Annotated in this window: 17 protein-coding genes and 1 tRNA gene; 11 read left to right on the top strand and 7 right to left on the bottom strand. The window is 70.9% G+C overall.

Annotation, left to right across the window (positions count from 1 at the left end):
* The first annotated feature begins 162 nt into the window (after nt 1-162).
* The 4 genes from CSIV_RS16945 (at nt 163) to CSIV_RS16930 (ending at nt 4,489) form a co-directional block, all read left to right on the top strand.
* Nucleotides 163-828: a TetR/AcrR family transcriptional regulator gene (locus CSIV_RS16945; protein ID WP_077052472.1), complete on the top strand. Its 666-nt coding sequence runs from the start codon at nt 163-165 to the stop codon at nt 826-828.
* Nucleotides 825-3,254: a glycoside hydrolase family 2 TIM barrel-domain containing protein gene (locus CSIV_RS16940; RefSeq protein WP_077052471.1), complete on the top strand. Its 2,430-nt coding sequence runs from the start codon at nt 825-827 to the stop codon at nt 3,252-3,254. Before CSIV_RS16945 ends, CSIV_RS16940 begins: the two co-directional genes overlap by 4 nt.
* A gap of 141 nt (nt 3,255-3,395) precedes the next feature.
* Nucleotides 3,396-3,824: a YdeI/OmpD-associated family protein gene (locus CSIV_RS16935; protein WP_077052470.1), complete on the top strand. Its 429-nt coding sequence runs from the start codon at nt 3,396-3,398 to the stop codon at nt 3,822-3,824.
* A 50-nt stretch (nt 3,825-3,874) separates the two neighbouring features.
* The gene (locus CSIV_RS16930; protein WP_077052469.1) at nt 3,875-4,489 is read left to right on the top strand and encodes an asparagine synthase; all 615 of its coding nucleotides are present in this window, start codon (nt 3,875-3,877) and stop codon (nt 4,487-4,489) included.
* A gap of 22 nt (nt 4,490-4,511) precedes the next feature.
* Here the strand turns inward: CSIV_RS16930 and CSIV_RS16925 are convergent, their stop codons facing one another.
* Both CSIV_RS16925 and CSIV_RS16915 read right to left on the bottom strand, forming a co-directional pair.
* Nucleotides 4,512-5,087 (bottom strand): TetR/AcrR family transcriptional regulator, encoded by a 576-nt coding sequence (locus CSIV_RS16925; RefSeq protein ID WP_202400782.1) that lies wholly within the window; start codon nt 5,085-5,087, stop codon nt 4,512-4,514.
* Between the two features lie 537 nt (nt 5,088-5,624).
* Entirely contained in the window at nt 5,625-7,091 is a 1,467-nt protein-coding gene (locus CSIV_RS16915; RefSeq protein ID WP_077052467.1) for a helix-turn-helix transcriptional regulator, read from the bottom strand.
* 270 nt (nt 7,092-7,361) lie between these two features.
* Between CSIV_RS16915 and CSIV_RS18535 the strand changes: the two genes are divergently transcribed.
* The 4 genes from CSIV_RS18535 (at nt 7,362) to CSIV_RS16900 (ending at nt 10,365) form a co-directional block, all read left to right on the top strand.
* Entirely contained in the window at nt 7,362-7,517 is a 156-nt protein-coding gene (locus CSIV_RS18535; RefSeq protein ID WP_160897449.1) for a hypothetical protein, read from the top strand.
* A complete protein-coding gene (locus CSIV_RS16910) occupies nt 7,514-8,692 on the top strand; it encodes a low temperature requirement protein A (protein WP_139340748.1) in 1,179 nt (392 codons plus the stop codon). The genes CSIV_RS18535 and CSIV_RS16910 overlap by 4 nt, the downstream gene beginning before the upstream one ends.
* A 30-nt stretch (nt 8,693-8,722) precedes the next feature.
* Nucleotides 8,723-9,835: a flavin-containing monooxygenase gene (locus tag CSIV_RS16905; RefSeq protein WP_077052739.1), complete on the top strand. Its 1,113-nt coding sequence runs from the start codon at nt 8,723-8,725 to the stop codon at nt 9,833-9,835.
* 233 nt (nt 9,836-10,068) lie between these two features.
* Nucleotides 10,069-10,365: a hypothetical protein gene (locus tag CSIV_RS16900; RefSeq protein WP_077052466.1), complete on the top strand. Its 297-nt coding sequence runs from the start codon at nt 10,069-10,071 to the stop codon at nt 10,363-10,365.
* A 124-nt stretch (nt 10,366-10,489) separates the two neighbouring features.
* Here the strand turns inward: CSIV_RS16900 and CSIV_RS16895 are convergent.
* Nucleotides 10,490-10,562: transfer RNA gene (locus tag CSIV_RS16895), tRNA-Arg, on the bottom strand.
* Nucleotides 10,563-10,708: 146 nt separating this feature from the next.
* On the opposite strand from CSIV_RS16895, the gene CSIV_RS16890 reads away from it, so the two are divergent.
* Entirely contained in the window at nt 10,709-12,205 is a 1,497-nt protein-coding gene (locus CSIV_RS16890; RefSeq protein WP_077052465.1) for an L-serine ammonia-lyase, iron-sulfur-dependent, subunit alpha, read from the top strand.
* 119 nt (nt 12,206-12,324) lie between these two features.
* On the opposite strand, the gene CSIV_RS16885 is transcribed toward CSIV_RS16890, so the two are convergent.
* The 4 genes from CSIV_RS16885 to CSIV_RS16870 all read right to left on the bottom strand — a co-directional run bounded on the left by CSIV_RS16885 (nt 12,325) and on the right by CSIV_RS16870 (nt 15,430).
* On the bottom strand, nt 12,325-12,756 hold the full coding sequence (locus tag CSIV_RS16885) for a MarR family winged helix-turn-helix transcriptional regulator (protein WP_077052464.1): 432 nt from the start codon (nt 12,754-12,756) through the stop codon (nt 12,325-12,327).
* Nucleotides 12,757-12,997: 241 nt separating this feature from the next.
* Nucleotides 12,998-13,651 carry a response regulator gene (locus tag CSIV_RS16880; RefSeq protein WP_077052738.1) on the bottom strand — a complete coding sequence of 218 codons (654 nt, stop codon included), beginning with the start codon at nt 13,649-13,651 and terminating at the stop codon, nt 12,998-13,000.
* Nucleotides 13,648-14,763 (bottom strand): sensor histidine kinase, encoded by a 1,116-nt coding sequence (locus CSIV_RS16875; protein ID WP_083735199.1) that lies wholly within the window; start codon nt 14,761-14,763, stop codon nt 13,648-13,650. The genes CSIV_RS16880 and CSIV_RS16875 overlap by 4 nt, the downstream gene beginning before the upstream one ends.
* Nucleotides 14,764-14,767: 4 nt before the next feature.
* On the bottom strand, nt 14,768-15,430 hold the full coding sequence (locus CSIV_RS16870) for a DUF2306 domain-containing protein (protein WP_077052462.1): 663 nt from the start codon (nt 15,428-15,430) through the stop codon (nt 14,768-14,770).
* Between the two features lie 131 nt (nt 15,431-15,561).
* Here CSIV_RS16870 and CSIV_RS16865 point away from each other — a divergent pair, with 131 nt between their 5' ends.
* Both CSIV_RS16865 and CSIV_RS16860 read left to right on the top strand, forming a co-directional pair.
* Entirely contained in the window at nt 15,562-15,999 is a 438-nt protein-coding gene (locus tag CSIV_RS16865; protein ID WP_077052461.1) for a DUF6326 family protein, read from the top strand.
* Nucleotides 15,942-16,808 (top strand): hypothetical protein, encoded by an 867-nt coding sequence (locus CSIV_RS16860; RefSeq protein ID WP_077052460.1) that lies wholly within the window; start codon nt 15,942-15,944, stop codon nt 16,806-16,808. The genes CSIV_RS16865 and CSIV_RS16860 overlap by 58 nt, the downstream gene beginning before the upstream one ends.

The following is a 16,808-nucleotide window of genomic DNA, read 5'->3' as shown; positions in this document are numbered from 1 at the left end:
GGGGCTCGGGTGAGTGGCCCTGCGGCGAGAAGCTAACACCAAATCCGAGTGCCCGCTAGATTTTTGCAGCAAAAAACTAGCGACCACTAGAAATTCGTTGTAGAACGGTTCGTGAGAGGGCTCCCACCCGACGATCGGTCCGGTGGGCGTTACGGTGATGCGATGACGGAGACGACGCAGACTCCCCGCCGACAGCGGGGCGAGTATGCGAAATCCGAGGCGACCCGGCAGGCGATCCTGGATGCCGCGCTCGAGGTCTTCGCCGAGGCCGGGTATCGCTCGGGGTCGCTGCGCGAGATCGCGCAGCGGGTCGGCATGAGCGAAGCCGGTCTCCTCCACCACTTCCCGCGCAAGAGCGCGCTCCTGCAGGCGGTGCTCGACCATCGCGACGAACTCGCCCGGTCGATCGTGGACTTCACTTCGGACGACGGCGTCGAGACGCTCCGCAACCTCGTCGACCTCGCCCGACACAACGCCTCCGTCCCCGGAGTGGTGGAGCTGTACTGCACGGTGTCGGCGGAGGCCACCGCGCCGGACCACCCGGCTCACGACTACTTCCGCCGCCGCTACGAGCAGGTGCGCCTGAGCACGCGCGAGGCGTTCGAACGCATCCAGGCCGCCGGACGGCTCGCCCCGGGGCTCGACCCCGGCCGCGCGGCCGTCGCCACGATCGCCCTCATGGACGGACTGCAGGTGCAGTGGCTCCTCGACCCCGCATCCACCGACATGGCCGAGGCGCTCGCCGAGTACTTCCGGGGCTCGATCCGCGGATTCGATCTGACCGCACTGGAGGACCTGCTCGACACGGTGGCCGAGGACGCTCCGTGATCCGCGAGCCCCTGCTCCACGGCTGGACCGTGGGGCCGAAGCTCGGCGCGTTCGAACAGCGCGACGCGGCCACCGCGTTCGTCCCGGTCACGCTCCCGCACGACGCCCTGCGCGACCTCCCGCGCGATCCGGGCAGCCCGCAGGGGGTGACGTCGGGGTACTACCCGGGCGGTGTGTTCGAGTACGTCCACGAGCTCGACGTCCCCGAGGAGTGGCGCGAGAAGACGGTGCTGCTGGAGTTCGAGGGCGTCTACCGCGACGCCGTCGTGTTCGTCGACGGCGACCGCGCGGCGCACGAGGCGAGCGGCTACGCGGCCTTCATCGTGCGGCTGGACGCGTACCTGCGCTTCGGCCGCACGAACCGGATCACCGTCGAGGCCCGCGTCCACAAGGACTCGCGGTGGTACACGGGAGCCGGCATCCACCGTCCGGTCCACCTCGTCGTCGCCGATCCCGTCCACCTGGCCCTGGATGCCACGCGCATCGTCACGTCCGATGTCGACGACGAGCGCGCGATCGTCGCCGTCTCGTCGGTGGTCGAGAACGAGACCCGCCACACGCGGACCGTCCGGGTCCGATGGGAGGTGACCGCGACCGACGGCGCCGTCGTCGCCACCGGCGACTCGCCCGTCTCGGTGCTCCCGGGCGAGCGCGCGACGGCGCGCCAGCGCCTCACGGTGCGCGATCCGCGTCGCTGGGGGATCGACGACCCGCAGCTGTACGGTCTGCGCACGACGCTCGTCGAGGAGGGCCGCGAGACGCCGCTGGACGCGGAGACGTTGGCGTTCGGCATCCGGACCCTCCGGCTCGACCCCGTGCACGGTCTGCGGATCAACGACGAGAGCGTGACGCTCCGGGGCGCGTGCGTGCACCACGACAACGGGCCGCTCGGGGCCGTGGCGATCCCCGCGGCCGAGGACCGCCGGATCCGGTTGCTGAAGCAGGCCGGGTTCACCGCGATCCGCAGTTCCCACAACCCCGTGAGCCGCGCGATGCTCGACGCCTGCGACCGGCACGGCATGGTCGTCATGGACGAGCTCGGCGACGTGTGGACACGGGCGAAGACCGGTTTCGACCACTCCGTCGGGTTCGCCGATCACTGGCGCCGCGACGTGGAGGCGATGGTGATGAAGGATGTCAACCACCCCAGCGTCGTGCTGTACTCCATCGGCAACGAGATCCTCGAGCTCGCCGGTGCCCACGGCGCGATCTGGAGTCGGCGCCTCGCCGAGGCCGTGCGCGAGCTCGACGGCACCCGCTTCGTGACCAACGGCATCAACGGGATCATCGCGAATCTCGACCGCATGGGCGAGGCGATGGCCGAGGCGCAGGCTTCGGACCCCAACACCCTGATGGCGACCATGGGCGAGCAGATGGCGCTGCTGAACGCGTCGGATCTCGTGACCGAGTCGATCGAGGAGTCCGCGGCCGTTCTCGACGTCGTGGGCTTCAACTACGCCGACTCGCGGTACGCACTGGATGCCGATCTGTTCCCGAACCGCGTGATCGTCGGCTCGGAGACGTTCCCCGAGCGCATCGGCGCGTTGTGGCCGCTCGTGTCGAGCCAGCCCCACGTGATCGGCGACTTCACCTGGACCGGCTGGGACTACCTCGGCGAGGCGGGGATCGGGCGCGTGGACTACGCGGACGAACCCGGGTACACCGACACCGGCACCGCGGGACCCTACCCGTACCTCGCGGCCGAGTCCGGCGACCTCGACATCACGGGTCACCGCCGGACCGTCTCGTTCTTCCGCGAGATCGTCTACGGTCTGCGCCGGGAACCGTTCATCGCGGTCCATCCGCCCCGCCACCACGGTCGGCCGACCGCGGTGACGCCGTGGTCGTGGGACGACACGGTCGCGTCGTGGACCTGGGGCGTCGCCGCGGGCGCCCCCGTGAGCGTCGACGTGTACGCCGACGCCGACGAGGTAGAACTCTTCCGCGACGGCGCGTCGGTCGGCGTCGCTCCCGTCGGAGCGGTGCGCGAGTACACCGCCCGCTTCGAGACCGAGTACGTTCCGGGCGAGCTCGTCGCGATCGCTCGACGCGGCGGCGTCGACGTCGGTCGGACGTCGCTGCGCACGGCGGCGCCCGAGGTCGCGCTCACCGCCCGGGCGGAGGCCGACACGATCGCCGCCGATCCCGACGCGTTGGGATTCGTGCGGATCACCCTGGAGGATGCCGCGGGCATCGTGCCATGCGATCACGACGTGCGCGTCACCGTCGGGGTCGACGGTCCCGCGGTGCTCGCGGGCCTCGGTGCCGGCCGCGCGGCGACGGAGGAGCCGTTCTCCGCGGCATCCGTGACGCTCTTCCACGGCCGTGCACTCGCGATCGTCCGGCCCACCGGCCCCGGGGAGATCCGCATCCGGGTCTCGGCCGAGGGGTATCACGACACCGCGGTCGGCATCCGAGCCGAGTGACCCCGGATACGACAGAAGGCCCCCGAGTACTCTCCGAGGCCCTCCGCAACGAATCAGACCCTACGCAGGCGAACGGTTCGTGACCCGGGGATTGCCAAACCGGCGCTGTTGGCCTAAGCGAGTCTCTGCCACACTCGCCGGATGAGGTTCGAGACGACGCTGCTGCAGATGGGCAACAACACCGGCATCGAGGTGCCCCCCGAGGTGGTCGAGGGGCTGGGCGGCGGCAAACGCGCCGCGGTCACCGTCGACGTCAACGGGTACGTGTACTCCAGCACGATGGCCGTGATGGGCGGACGCCAGCTGATCCCCTTCTCGGCCGACAAGCGCAAGGCGACGGGCCTCGCCGGTGGCGACGCGATCACGGTGGAGCTGACGTTGGACACCGCCGAGCGGACGGTGGAGCTCCCCGACGATCTGGCCGGGGCGCTCGCCGAAGCCGGGGTGCGTGCGGCGTTCGATGCGCTGGCCCCGAGCACGCGCAAGGCGCACGCGGGAAGCGTGGCCGAGGCGAAGGCGCCCGAGACACGCGCCCGCCGCATCGGGAAGATCGTCGCCGCTCTGACGTGACCGCGGACTCGGCCGCGCGCCTCGGACGGTAGCCTGGAGCGGGAGGTCGCGTGGGCCGGACGAAGGATGCCATCGCCGAAGGGCTGTCGATCGCGACGGCCGCGGCGCGGCTCACCGTACGCAACCGCATCCTGGTCGAGACGATCGCCCGCGGGGGACACTTCGACGGCGAGGTCTTCGCCGAATTCGCCCGCGAGACACTCCGCGCCCTCGCCGCCGAGCAGGACCAGGCCGCTGATCGCGTGACCCAGCAGCGCAAGCGCGCCTGGGGGCGTTTCTCCGACTCGTCGGGCACGCATGACTACCGCGACCGCGACACCCGCAACCTCCGGCGCCGCGCCCGTCAGTCGCACGGTGTCGCGAAGGAGCTGCGCGCGTTCGCCGACGACCCCGAGCGCGTCGACGGCCTCGTCGCCGCGGCCCGCGCGGCCGCGTGGGGCGACGTCGAGGCGAACCTCTCGAAGCGGCTCGACGTCGAGGGGATGACGGCGGATGCCGATCCCGACTACGCCACGATGCGTCGCGCGCGCATGGACGCGCTGCGCATGGTCGACCTCGCGCGTCTCGCCTCGCAGGCGAAGAAGCGGGCGAAAGAGCAGTCCGCGGCGGCCGGTGACGAGGCGGAGGCTCCGGCAACGAAGAAGAAGAAGTCGACCTCGGCCTGAGCCCGCGGCGTCCCGCCCGCGGTCAGCTCGCAGCGAGGGCCCGGATGTGGCTCTCCAGGCCGCGGGCGGCGGCATCGAAGGGGTCGATGGCGCGCTGGGCCCGGCTGAGGACCACCGCCCCCTCGCTGCCCGCGATGAGCAGGGTCGCCGCGCCCTGCGCGGCATCCGCGGGGATCCCGCCGTCGGTGAGGAGTGACGCCAGGGTGTCCGTCCACTCGCGGAAGACGTTCGAGGCGGAGTCGAGGAGATCGGTCGAGACGGTGGCCACCGTCACCGCGGTCGCGGAGCACCCGATGCGGAAGTCCGCCTCGACGAGCAGGTGCCGCCACATGGCCAGGAAGCCGGCGGCGACCTCTTCGGCGGGGCGCCCGCGGAGCTGCTCGAGGCGCGCGCGCAACCGGTCTCCGGCGGCTTCGACCGCGTGACGGACCAGTTGATCCTTGCCCTCCGGGAAGTGGTGATAGATGGAGCCGCGCGGGGCGCCGGTGAGTTTCAGGACCTCGGAGAAGGAGGTCTCCTGCAGCCCGCGCTCGGCGAGCAGGCGCGCGGCGCCCCCGATCATCGCCTCTCGCGGACTCTCTTTCCCCCTGTCGACCACTTTGAGAGTATATGTCCGGGTCTTGACTATGACGGGCGTCATACATAACACTAGCACCGCATCCGTTCCCCGAGTCAGGAGATGACCCATGCCCATGATCGACGTGTACGCGACCGCCGGAACCTTCCCCGATACGCACGCGCTGGCGCGGACCCTCGCGACGACGCTGATGCGGATCGAACAGGTCCCCGACATCCCGATGTTCCGCGAGAACACCGCCGCGTTCGTCCACGAACTGACCGACGACCGTCTCTCCAACGTCGAGGGGGAGTCCGCCTACGTGCGCGTCCAGGTGCTGACGAACGCGGGCGCGCTGGACCGCGAAAAGCAGGTCGCGGTGGTCGAGCAATTCACGCGGATCGTGGCGGATGCCGCGGGAGACCCGTCGCTGACGGCCCGGACATGGGTCCTGTTGACCGAGGCCGTCGACGGCGGGTGGGGTTGGGGGGTCGTGCCCACACGAATTCGGAGCTCGTCGACGCGGCGCGCGCGCAGATCGCGCAGCTGCAGGCCGGTGGTCCCGCCTGACGGCACGGATCACGACGGCCGCGCCGCGCCGCCGAATCCGATGTCGTCCAGGAGAAAGATCAGCTCGGTGCGGGAGCGCACCCCGGCCTTGCGGTACACGGCCCGGGTCTGGGTCTTGATGGTGTTCACGGACACGTGCAGCTCGATCGCGATCTCGCGCATCGTGGTGCCCGCGAGCAGGGCGCGAGCCAGGACCTCTTCTCTCGGGCTGAAGGCGGGGATGGCCCGTGCAGCGCGTCGTGGGGCCGGGGTGAACGTCCGGGCGTCCCGGACGCGCTGCGACAGACCCGCCGCCGCTTCCCCCGCTCGGGAGAACAGGGTGTCGGTCTCGCCCGGGGGAAGGAGGAGCAGGTCCACGATCGCTCCCGTGCTCAGCGCCGTGTGGACACCGTCCGCGAACATCGCGTCGGCCGCCTGCGCGTGGCCGAGCCGGTGCAGGGCGACGGCGCGGTTCAGCGACACCGAGGTGAGGGTCCTCAGCGCGTGCTGATGGCCCATCCGCAGACATCCGTCGGTGGCGCGGAGGCATTCGCGCCACCATCCGATCCCGAGGTGCGCGGAGGCCCGGACCGACTCGAGACACACCACGTGGCCCGCGGGGGAGGATCGCTCGTGAAGCACCGTCAGCGCGCGCAGGTGGTCGCCGCGCGCGATGAGCGTGCGAGCGGTGAGCGTGGCCGCCAGCGCCCGCAGGACCGGAGGGAAACGGTCGTACGCCGTCGCATGCAGGATGCTCGTCGCTTTCGCCGACGCCTCGTCGACGCGGCCGTCGAGGAGGTGAGCGAGCGCCGCCATCAGGGTCGCGGCGGCTTCGGCGGTGTCGTGGACGGGGGATCGTCGACGCAGCGTCTCGGCGCAGTCGCTCAGAACCCGCGCGTCCGCCTCGGCGGCGGCGAGCACGGCGCGCGTGTAGACGACGAGTCGTTCGACGCGGGCCGCCGGGCTCGGCGACGCGCCGTCGATGAAGCGTCGGGCGTGGCCGGACTCCCCGTTGAGGGCGCGCGCCAGTGCGGCGAGGGCGCCCGCCTCCTGCTGCATGATCTCGTCGGGGTGCTCGCCGAGCGCCACGCGGGCATTCTCCGCGGCGTTCAGAGCGCGGCGCAGCGAACCGCCGGCGAGGGAGATCTCAGCGACGATGAGCCAGCCCCAGGCGCGAGCCCGGGGTTCGATCCCCGCGTGGGTGGACAGCGTCTCCCACGCGACCGCGGCGAGGGCCGACGCGGCGGCGTCGTAGGACCCCGCCGAGGCGCGGGCGCCGGCGATGGCTGCGGCCGCGTACCACCGTTCGGCGCCGGAGAGCCGCGCGATCACCGAGGTCGGGGTTCGCGCGAGGGTCGCGATGACGGCTGCCGGGATCCGGTCCGGCTCGTGGCGGAGTGCGAAGAGATGACGGGAGGCGACGACGACGTCGCGGAGGTCGATGCGCGTCGCGCCGGAGGGGGACGCGTGAGGGTCCATCGGCTCGGACAGTGACATCGGCTCTCCCTTCGGGTCGACGGGGCCGGCATGCGGGAGCCCCGTCACCTCAGGGGAGTGCGGTCGGCACCGAAGGTGACGCGGCGACGGCGATTCCGTGGCCGAAATCGCGTATCACCCACGAATTCACCCGCTCCGACCGACAAAGGGGCCCCGGTGGGCCGACTCGGCCGGATGGTCGCGTGTAGCTTTCTGTCGCTGCGTGTCGAACGCGCCGCCGCCGGAGCCGCGTCCTCGGGCGGTGATCACTCCCCGTTCCGGAGGACCCCGATGACATCCGTCTCCGTTCCCCTCGTCGTCCAGCGAGCCGTCGACGCCATCAACGCCGGCTCCTGGCGCAGTCGCGTGTTCACGGGGGAGTCCACCGCCATCGTGACCGCCGTGGGCGACCGCATCGGTTCGTTCCGCATCCCGCCGCACGCATGAGCGGCTCGATCCTGGCCCGCGCCGGCCTGGTGCGGATGACGGGGCGCGACCCGCATCAGCATCACCGGGTGGCGAGCCCTCTCGAGCTGTTCTTCGACCTCGTCTTCGTCGTCGCCGTGTCGCAGGCGTCGCAGAACCTCCACCACGGTGTCGTGGAGGGGCACGCGGCGTCGGCGACGCTGACCTACGCGATGGTGTTCTTCGCGCTGTGGTGGGCGTGGGTGAACTACACCTGGTTCGCCTCGGCGTTCGACACCGACGACTGGCTGTACCGGGTGATGACGATCGTGCAGATGGGCGGCGTCCTGATACTCGCCGCGGGTGTCCACGACGCGATGGTCGAGGGTCGCTGGGATACCGTCACCTGGGGCTACGTGGTCATGCGTCTGGCCATGGTGGGGCAGTGGGTGCGGGTGGCCCTGTCGGATCCGTCTCGGCGGAGGGTCGCGATCCGCTTCGCGGTGGGCATCTCGATCGTGCAACTGCTGTGGGTGGCGCGCATCGCGTTCCCTCCCGAGGTGCAGTTCTGGACGTTCTGGCCGGTCATGATCCTTGAGTTCCTCGTGCCGGTGTGGGCGGAGCGCGTGCAGGGGACACCGTGGCATCCGCACCATGTCGCGGAGCGCTACAGCCTCTTCACGCTGATCGTGCTGGGGGAGAGCCTGCTGGCGTCGGCGAACGCCATCATCGACGCGCGCAACGCCGAAGGGCACTCCGGCGATCTCGCCGCCCTCGCTATCGCGGGCGTCGTGCTGGCGGCGGGGATGTGGTGGACCTACTTCTCGCGCGAGCAGGGCGACGGGCTCGGTGCCGGGCGTCGGGCGTTCACGTTCGGGTACGCGCACTACTTCGTCTTCGCCGCCGCCGGTGCGGTGTCGGCGGGGATCGAGGTCGAGCTCGACCTGATCACCGGAGCCGCGGAGCACCTGGATGCCGGTACCGCCTCGCTCGCGCTGACGATCCCGGTCGCGGTGTTCCTGGTGGCCACGTGGGCGGTGCTCCTGCGCGGGCGGATCCCCGCGGCCGCCTCGGCGCTGTTCCTCGCCGCCGCGGCGCTCGTGCTCGCCTGCGCGCTCCTGCCCGTGGTCACGGTCGTCGGCACCGCCGTCGCGGTCGTTCTCGCGGTCGTCGTGCTCGAGTACCGGCGCAGTCGCGACCGGCTGAGCCGCCCCTGAGCGGATCCGCGCCGATAATCGAGCGTGGGCATTTCCGCGGAAGACCGGCGTCGCGCGAGCGTCGTCGTCATCGGCGCGGGTCAGGCAGGCTTGTCCGCGGCGTACCACCTCGCCCGGGCCGGATTCGTGAGCGCGCTGGACCCCGCGCGCGACGGGGACGGGCCGTCGTTCGTGGTGCTGGATGCCGAACCCGCGGCGGGCGGTGCCTGGCGGCACCGATGGGAGTCGCTGACGATGGCGACCGTGAACGGGATCTTCGACCTCCCCGGCTTCCCGAAGCCGCCGATCGATGAGTCGGCGCCGAGCCGCGACGCGGTGCCCGCCTACTTCGCCGCGTACGAGCAGCACCTGCGGCCGCCGATCGTGCGCCCGGTGACCGTGACCGCGGTGCGTTACGCGGATGCCGACCCCGACGGCGACCTGATCGTGGAGTCGACGTCGGGGGTGTGGGAGACGCGCGCGGTCATCAACGCGACCGGAACGTGGAACAACCCGCTGCTCCCGCACTATCCCGGCCAGGAGACCTTCCGCGGTCGGCAGTCGCACACCCGCGACTACGTCTCGCTCGAGGAGTTCGCGGGTCTCCGTGTGGCGATCGTGGGCGGAGGCATCTCCGCGGTGCAGCAGCTCGAGGAGATCTCCCGGGTGGCGACCGTGTTCTGGTACACGCGGCGGGAACCCGTGTTCTGGGAAGGGGACTTCACACCCGAGACGGGGCGGGAGGTCATCGCGAAGGTCGTCGCCGACGTCGAGGCGGGAAACCCCTCGGGGAGCGTCGTCTCCTACACCGGACTGTCCTGGCTGCCGTACGCGGTCGCGGCTCGGGAGCGCGGAGCCCTCGTGCGTCGCCCGATGTTCACCTCGATCGAACCCGACGGGGTGCGGGAGGCCGACGGGTCGTTCACCCCGGTCGACGCGATCCTGTGGGCGACGGGCTTCCGTCCCGACCTCGGGCACCTCGATCCACTCGGGCTGCGGAACGAGTGCGGGGGAATCCAGCTGACGGGCACCCAGGTCGCCGTCGAGCCGCGCGTGCACCTCATCGGGTTCGGACCGTCGCAGTCGACGGTGGGCGCCAATCGCGCCGGCCGCGACGCGGTCCGCGCCCTGCGGAAACGGCTCATCACCGCCGACGCGATCTGAGGCCGCCCGCTACCAGGACGCCGGTTGCCTGGCTATGGTGCGCGGCCGGAGGGTATTCCCGCGGCGACTTCGACGCCCGCAGCAAGCCGGCTTCCCCGAGCCGTGTCGCGAACAGCTCGCCTCGAGGTCGTCGGTGCGACAACTCGCGCTACGTCAAGCCCACTCGGTCGGCGCCACCGGTCCGTATGGTCGTCACCGTCGCGCGAGGCTGAGGGGGCGGGGTCGATGCCGCTATGACGTGGGTCTGGGTTGCGAGCGTGGTGATGGGGCAGAGCGTGTACATCGCCGGGATGCTCGATTACCACCGACGGAATCCGACCGATCGCGTTCCGTTTCTTCACCGTCCCGAGAGACGCTTGCGGGCATTCTTCGTGGTGGGGATCGGGTTCACGGTGTTCGGGGGATTGATACTCGCCCACGGCGTCGAGAACGGCTGGCTCAGGGCCCTGACTGTATTCGCCTGCTTCGTGCCTTCGCTGCTCGCGCAGGTGGGTGTGAATCTTCGGGTGGCCACGCTCCGCCGGCGCTGATCACGCGACCGTAGCTCGCGACCGCGTCGGGGATCCGTGCCGATGTGCGGTCCGAGTGTGCAGGTGGAAACAACAACGGCCCCCGCCGAAGCGGGGGCCGTTGTTTCACTGTCTCAACACAGTGTGCGCCCGAAGGGACTCGAACCCCTAACCTTCTGATCCGTAGTCAGATGCTCTATCCATTGAGCTACGGGCGCAGGGCCTCCGCGCGAAACGGCGCGCAGGCCGTGGTCCAGCATAGACGGAGAACCGGTGGAGGTCTAATCGGCGCCGACGGCACGGCATCCCGGGCGTGGCGCGCGGGTGTCCGGACGGTGACGGGGGCGCGACGTACGCTGTTCCCATGAGCGCCTACGTCTCGGCGTTCGAGTTGTTCTCCATCGGAGTAGGACCCTCGAGCTCCCACACGGTCGGCCCCATGAGGGCCGCCGCAGAATTCGCCGCACGCCTGCGTTCCACCCGGACGCTCGATCGGGTGGCATCCGTCTCCTGCGCCCTGTACGGATCGCTCGGCGCGACCGGTATCGGGCACGGCACCCCGGATGCCGTGGTCGCGGGCCTCCAGGGGCTCGAACCCGAGACGGTGGATCCGGATGCCGTGCGCCGGGCCTGGTCGGACTGGCCCGACGGCCGGGAGCTCGCCCTCGCTGGGAGCCATGGCATCCCGTTCTCGAAATCCGACATCGTGCTCGCGCCGCGCACGCGCCTGCCCGGCCACCCGAACGCGATGACGCTGTTCGCGCGTGACGCCGACGGCGCGATCCTCGCCGACGAGACCTACTACTCGGTCGGCGGCGGGTTCATCCGCCGGGAGGGCGAGCCGCCGCGGGTCGCCGCCGCTCCCGTGCCGTTCCCGTACACCGACGCCGCGTCGCTGATCGCGCTGTGCGACGAGCACGGCATCACGATCGCCGAAGCCGCGCGCCGCAACGAGGAAGCACTGCGCTCCGACGAGGAGATCGCCGAGGGACTGGACCGGATCTGGGATGCCATGGCCTCCTGCGTCGACGCCGGTCTGCAGCACGACGGGGTGCTCCCCGGCATCCTGAAGGTCAAGCGCCGGGCGTCGGTCATCCGCGGACAGCTCGAGGCGATCGAGGCGGAGGGACACCGCGAACTCCCGGGGGAGTGGCTGGGTGCGTTCGCCCTCGCGGTGAACGAGGAGAACGCCGCCGGAGGGCGCGTGGTGACCGCTCCCACCAACGGTGCGGCGGGCATCCTCCCCGCGGTGGCGATGTACTGGTGGCGGTTCCTCGCGGATTCCGGACTCGGTGTGGGCAACGCCGTCACCCCGCACGGCGAGTTGGTCGGGAGCGCGCTGCTCGGCTTCCACGGTCACGCCGCCACGCGGGACGAAGCCGCCGGGTGGGACGACGCGCAGGTGGCCGAGGCCAATCGCCGCCGTGGCATCCGTCGCTTCCTCCTGACGGCGGCGGCCCTGGGGTCGCTGTTCAAGAACAACGCGTCGATCTCGGGTGCCGAGGGTGGATGCCAAGCCGAGGTCGGCTCCGCGTGCGCCATGGCCGCGGGAGGGCTCACGGCGGTGATGGGCGGCACGAACCGGCAGATCGAGAACGCGGCCGAGATCGCGATGGAGCACCACCTCGGTCTCACGTGCGACCCGGTCGGCGGTCTCGTGCAGATCCCGTGCATCGAGCGCAACGCGATCGCGGCCTCGACGGCCGTCACCGCCGCGCGCCTCGCGCTGCGCGGCGACGGCACGCACTACGTGTCGCTCGACACCGTCGTGGAGACGATGCGGCAGACCGGCATCGACATGTCGACGAAGTACAAGGAGACCAGCGAGGGCGGCCTCGCGGTCAACGTCATCGAGTGCTGACGCGCGGGCGGTCGGCGTCGTCCCCGGGCTTCCGTGTCCAAGACACGCCGATGCCATCGGCGCCGAACGGCGTGTCTTGGACACTCAACGGCGGAGCGCGGCGCGGTGCGGCCCCGGCGTCAGCGCTCGTCGCGGAGCTTCGCGGTCAGCGAGTGGAGCTGCGCGAGCTCGGCGTCGTCGAGTCGGGCCATGCGGTCCGCGATCGAGGTCGCGTGCGCGGCGGCGAGACGGCGGAAGGCGACGGCGCCGGCTTCGGTCGCCGTGACGAGCGAGCCGCGGCCGTCCTCGGGGTCGGCGCACTTGGTCAGCAGCCCGCGGGCGACCATGCGCTCCACCAGGCGCGAGACGCTGGGCTGGCTGATGAGCATGTTCGCCGTGACATCGCGCAGGCGCGCGGTCATCCCCCGGCGACGGGTCACCGTCAGGAGAACGTCGTACTCGGCCTGCGACAGCTCGGAGCACTCGAAGTCGGTGCGCAGATCCTCGAACACCTCGTGCTGCGCACGGAACAGGCTCTCCCATGCCTGGACGGCGAGGCGACGATCGGTCATGGACTCAGGGTAGGGCGTCCCGACCCGACGGGGGCGGTGCCACGTCCATGTCGGTGAATACAGGAAGGGCCGGTCGAAGCGGCATCCGACCGGCCCTCTGCACCAAGAGTGTCCTGCAATCACATGTCGGTGACCGCCACAGCAAACGATCACCGTGCGATGACTCTATAACGGTGAGGTAACGGAAGGGAAGGGTTGGTCGTGATGTTTTCGTGATGAGATCGCCGGTGACGCCCGGGCCCTAACGCACGCGCCCGGACTGGTACGCCCAGATCGCGATCTCGACGCGGTTCCGCGCGCCGAGCTTCGACATCAGGCTCGCGATGTGCGTCTTGACCGTGCTGAGCGTGATGTAGAGCTCGCCCGCGATCTCGCTGTTGCTGCGTCCGACGGCAACCCTCGCGAGCACCTGTTCTTCACGATCGGTGAGCGGATCGAGCGGTTGCGGCGGCGGTGAGTCGGGGCTCGCGCCGGCGAACGCCTCGAGGAGTCGCACGGTCACATTCGGGGCGATGAGAGCGTCGCCTCGAGCGGCGGCTCGCACGGCCTGCGTAAGCAACCGCGTGCCGGCGTCCTTCAGGAGGAATCCCCTCGCCCCTGCGCGCAAGGCGCCGAACACGTATTCGTCGAGGTCGAACGTGGTGATGACGACGACGGCCATCGGGTCGTCGACCTCGGGTCCCGCCAGGAGACGCGTCGCTTCGATGCCGTCGATGCCCGGCATCCGGATGTCGAACACGCAGACGTCCGGCCGCAGCCGTCGCGCCTGAGCGATCGCTTCGTGCCCGTCCGCAGCCTGGCCGACGACGTCGATGTCCGGCTGCGCGTCGAGGATCATGCTCAGCCCCGTGCGCACCAGCTCCTGGTCGTCCGCGACGAGGACGCGGATGCTCACGTTGCCCACCCCGTTCGAGGCAGGTCCGCACTGACCCTCCAGCCGCCCTCGGGGGACGGGCCGGAGGTGCACGAGCCGCCGAGCAGGGCGGCGCGCTCCATCATGCCGATGATCCCGAAGCCGGGCGTGGACGCCAGGGGGAGGCGGCCGTCGTTCGTCACGCGCAACCGCACTGCCCGGTCATCGACGTCGACGCTGACGTCGACGCGGCTGACGTCGTGCGCGTGGCGGAGGGCGTTCGTCACCGACTCCTGCGCGATCCGCGAGACTGCGGCCGCCACCGGAGGGGGAAGGATGCCGGGATCGCCGTCGATCGTCACGGTGACGGCGGCGCCGCCGGGCGCGCGGCCGGCGAGGTTCACGATGTCGCCGATGCCCGGACTCGGAGCGCGTTCCGCCGTTTCGTCCTGCCGGAGGACCCGCACGATCGACCTCAGCTCGCGCAGCGTGCGACCGGCTTCGGCTTCGATGACCTGCAGTGCGTCGCGTGCCGCCCTCGGGTCGTGCTCCGCGACGGCGAGACCGGCCTGCGCGCGGATCGCGATCGCCGACATGTGGTGGGCGACGGTGTCGTGGAGATCACGGGCGAGTTGTTCGCGTTCGCGCAGGCGCGCCTGGTCGAGCAGTCGGTGCCGGGCGCCCGCCCGCGAACGGACCAGGACACCGAGCAGAACGGTCGCCAGCAACAGCGTCGTCCCACCGACGACTTCGTCGAGGCCGCCGCCGCGTACGAGGGTGAGCGCCAGTGTCACGAGGATCACCGCCGACCCGACGATGAGGTCGCGACCGGAGCCCCATCGGAAGAGCGCATAGACCATCACGAGCACGAACGTTCCGGCGTACAGCAGCGAGGTCGGCAGCACGAGATCGACGGGGGCGAGGGCGATCGTCAGCATCCACAGCGGGTGCGCGCGCCGCCACAGCACGGTCGGCAGGACCGCGAGCACGGCGACGACGGAGAGCAGCGGGTGGGGCAGGTCGGTTCGCAGGATGCCTTCGGACACTGCCGCGAGTGCGACGACGGCGAGGAGGACACCGTCGCGCCATACCCGGCGCGGCGGCGGGGGCACCGCGCGCGGCGCACTCCATACGGAACGCAGCACCCCGGTCACCGCGTCAGGATACAAGCGCTTCCCCCGCCGCCGTGGCTCGTCCGCGCCGAACAGCCCGCCGGTGGATGACGGCCTCGGCGACCAGAGCCGTGAGGAGGGTGCCGGTGGCCACGAGCCACGTCTCGCCGTCGGCGTCCACGTCGCCCAGAGGTACGGTCCAGAGCAGGACGACGAGCGCCTGCGTGCCGTTGCCGACCCCGATCGCGAACGCCCGCGTCATCCAGTCGCCGTGGGCCGCGAAGTCCCGACGGGCGATCGCGGCGGTCCCGAGCGCGAGCGACACGATCATGGCCGCGGCGAAGACGAGTCGGACCATCGCCAGGGGCCGCTGGTCGGCCGGCCCCCCGAAGAAGACCGCGAGCCAGGCTGCGCCCAGCGCCGCGACGAAGCCGACGGGGATCAGCGCGCGGCCGGCGCCGCGATGCCATCGGCGGCGAGAGCGCAGCGCCGGTGAGAACTGGAACGCGCCCAGCAGGCAGAAGAGGGTCATCCCGACGATGTGCGCCACAGCGGCGATCGACGAGGCCGCGGGGCGCACCGCGCCCGCGGAAGGGATCTCGCCCAATCGCAGGATCCCGCCGATGACGGGGAGTGCGCTCAACAGCAAGAGCCCGGTGACGGCGAGCCAGGCGCCGTCCGGGGACTGTCGTGCGTGTTCGTTCGACATGTCTCGATGCTCGTTCGCCCCGGTGTCCGTGTCGTCGGCCCGCGGGACGAGCCGAGAACCGTGCTTTCGGCCGACCGGGTTCCGGCCTCTCGTCCGATGGACTCCGATGGACTCGGCGCGAGTCTCGAGACATGACAACAACGATTCCCGTGCAGGCCAAGATCGCCGCCGCATGGACGAGCTTCATGTTCCTGTACGCCTACGTCGACATCCTCAACTTCTTCAAACCCGGAGTGCTCGCCGAGATCCTGAACGGCAAGGTGTGGGACTTCGAGGTCAGCGCTCCTCTGCTGACGGTGATGTTGGCCTCGGTCGCGGTCCCCGCCCTCATGGTGGTCCTCTCCCTGGCCCTCCCCGCCCGAGCGAACCGCATCACCAACCTCGTGGTCGCGATCGTGCTCGTCCCCTACTCGCTCTTCAACGTCGTGGGCGAGAGTCTGGAGTGGGCGGCGTTCTACGCGATCTCGATCGGGCTGGAGGTCGCCCTCCTGGCATTCATCCTGCGCGTCGCATGGATCTGGAACGCCGCGGGGGTCATCGCGCCGACGGCACCCGAGTCGGCGCGATGACCGTCATCGCCGCGACGGCGCGGCACCGAGGTCCGGCATCCTGGGTCCTGTCCGCGGTCCTCCTCGGCGTCGCGACGATGATCCTCCCGTCGCTCGTGGCCGAGTGGTCGTCGGCGGGCCGGGTCGCGGTCGCGGGTCTCGTCGAGACCGTGTCGGTGGGATTCGAGCGGTGGATGTCGTCGGGTGCGGCCGCTCCCGCGGCCCCGCTCTCGGACGCGGTGACCTTCTGGGCGGTGTTCCACTTCACCAAGGCCGCGCTCGCGATCGCGCTGCTGTACGCGCTGGTGGGCGTCGGGCGCCAGGTGTGGGAGCGTGCCGTGCGCGCCGGCACGCTCCTCCCACGAGCCGCGTGGATCGCCGCGGGCGTGCTGGGAGCGTCGCTCCCCGTGCTGGTGCTGCTGATCGTCGTGGCGAACGTGCAGGGAGCGGTCGCGCCGTTGTCCTCGGTAATGAGCTTCCTGCCGATCGGGACCTCGCCCGAGGTCGTCACCGTACGCGCGGAGCTGGCCGCGGGTGTCTACGGTCCCGTCACGAGTGCTCTGGTCGCCGATTTCCGCACGTACCACGCAGCCCTCGTCGTCTGCCTGTCCGTCGTCATCGTCGGGCTCGGGGCGTCGGTCGCCTGGATGCTCGTGCGACGTGCGCGAGCGCCGCGCGATCGGCGCCTGGTGCGTCGGAGCCTGGCATCCGCCGCGGTCGCGCTGACTCTGCTGGCGGGAGCGCTCGGGCTGATCCTGCTCGCGAATCTCTCGACGGTCCTGGACACGGCCCCCGCGCTGGCCGGGTTCTTCGACTCGGGCGGCGCGTGA

The sequence above is a fragment of the Microbacterium sp. CSI-V genome (assembly GCF_001984105.1).
In the GTDB taxonomy this organism is placed as follows: domain Bacteria; phylum Actinomycetota; class Actinomycetes; order Actinomycetales; family Microbacteriaceae; genus Microbacterium.
Note: the sequence above shows the minus strand (reverse complement) of the source record. Positions and strands in the feature narration are given on the sequence as shown.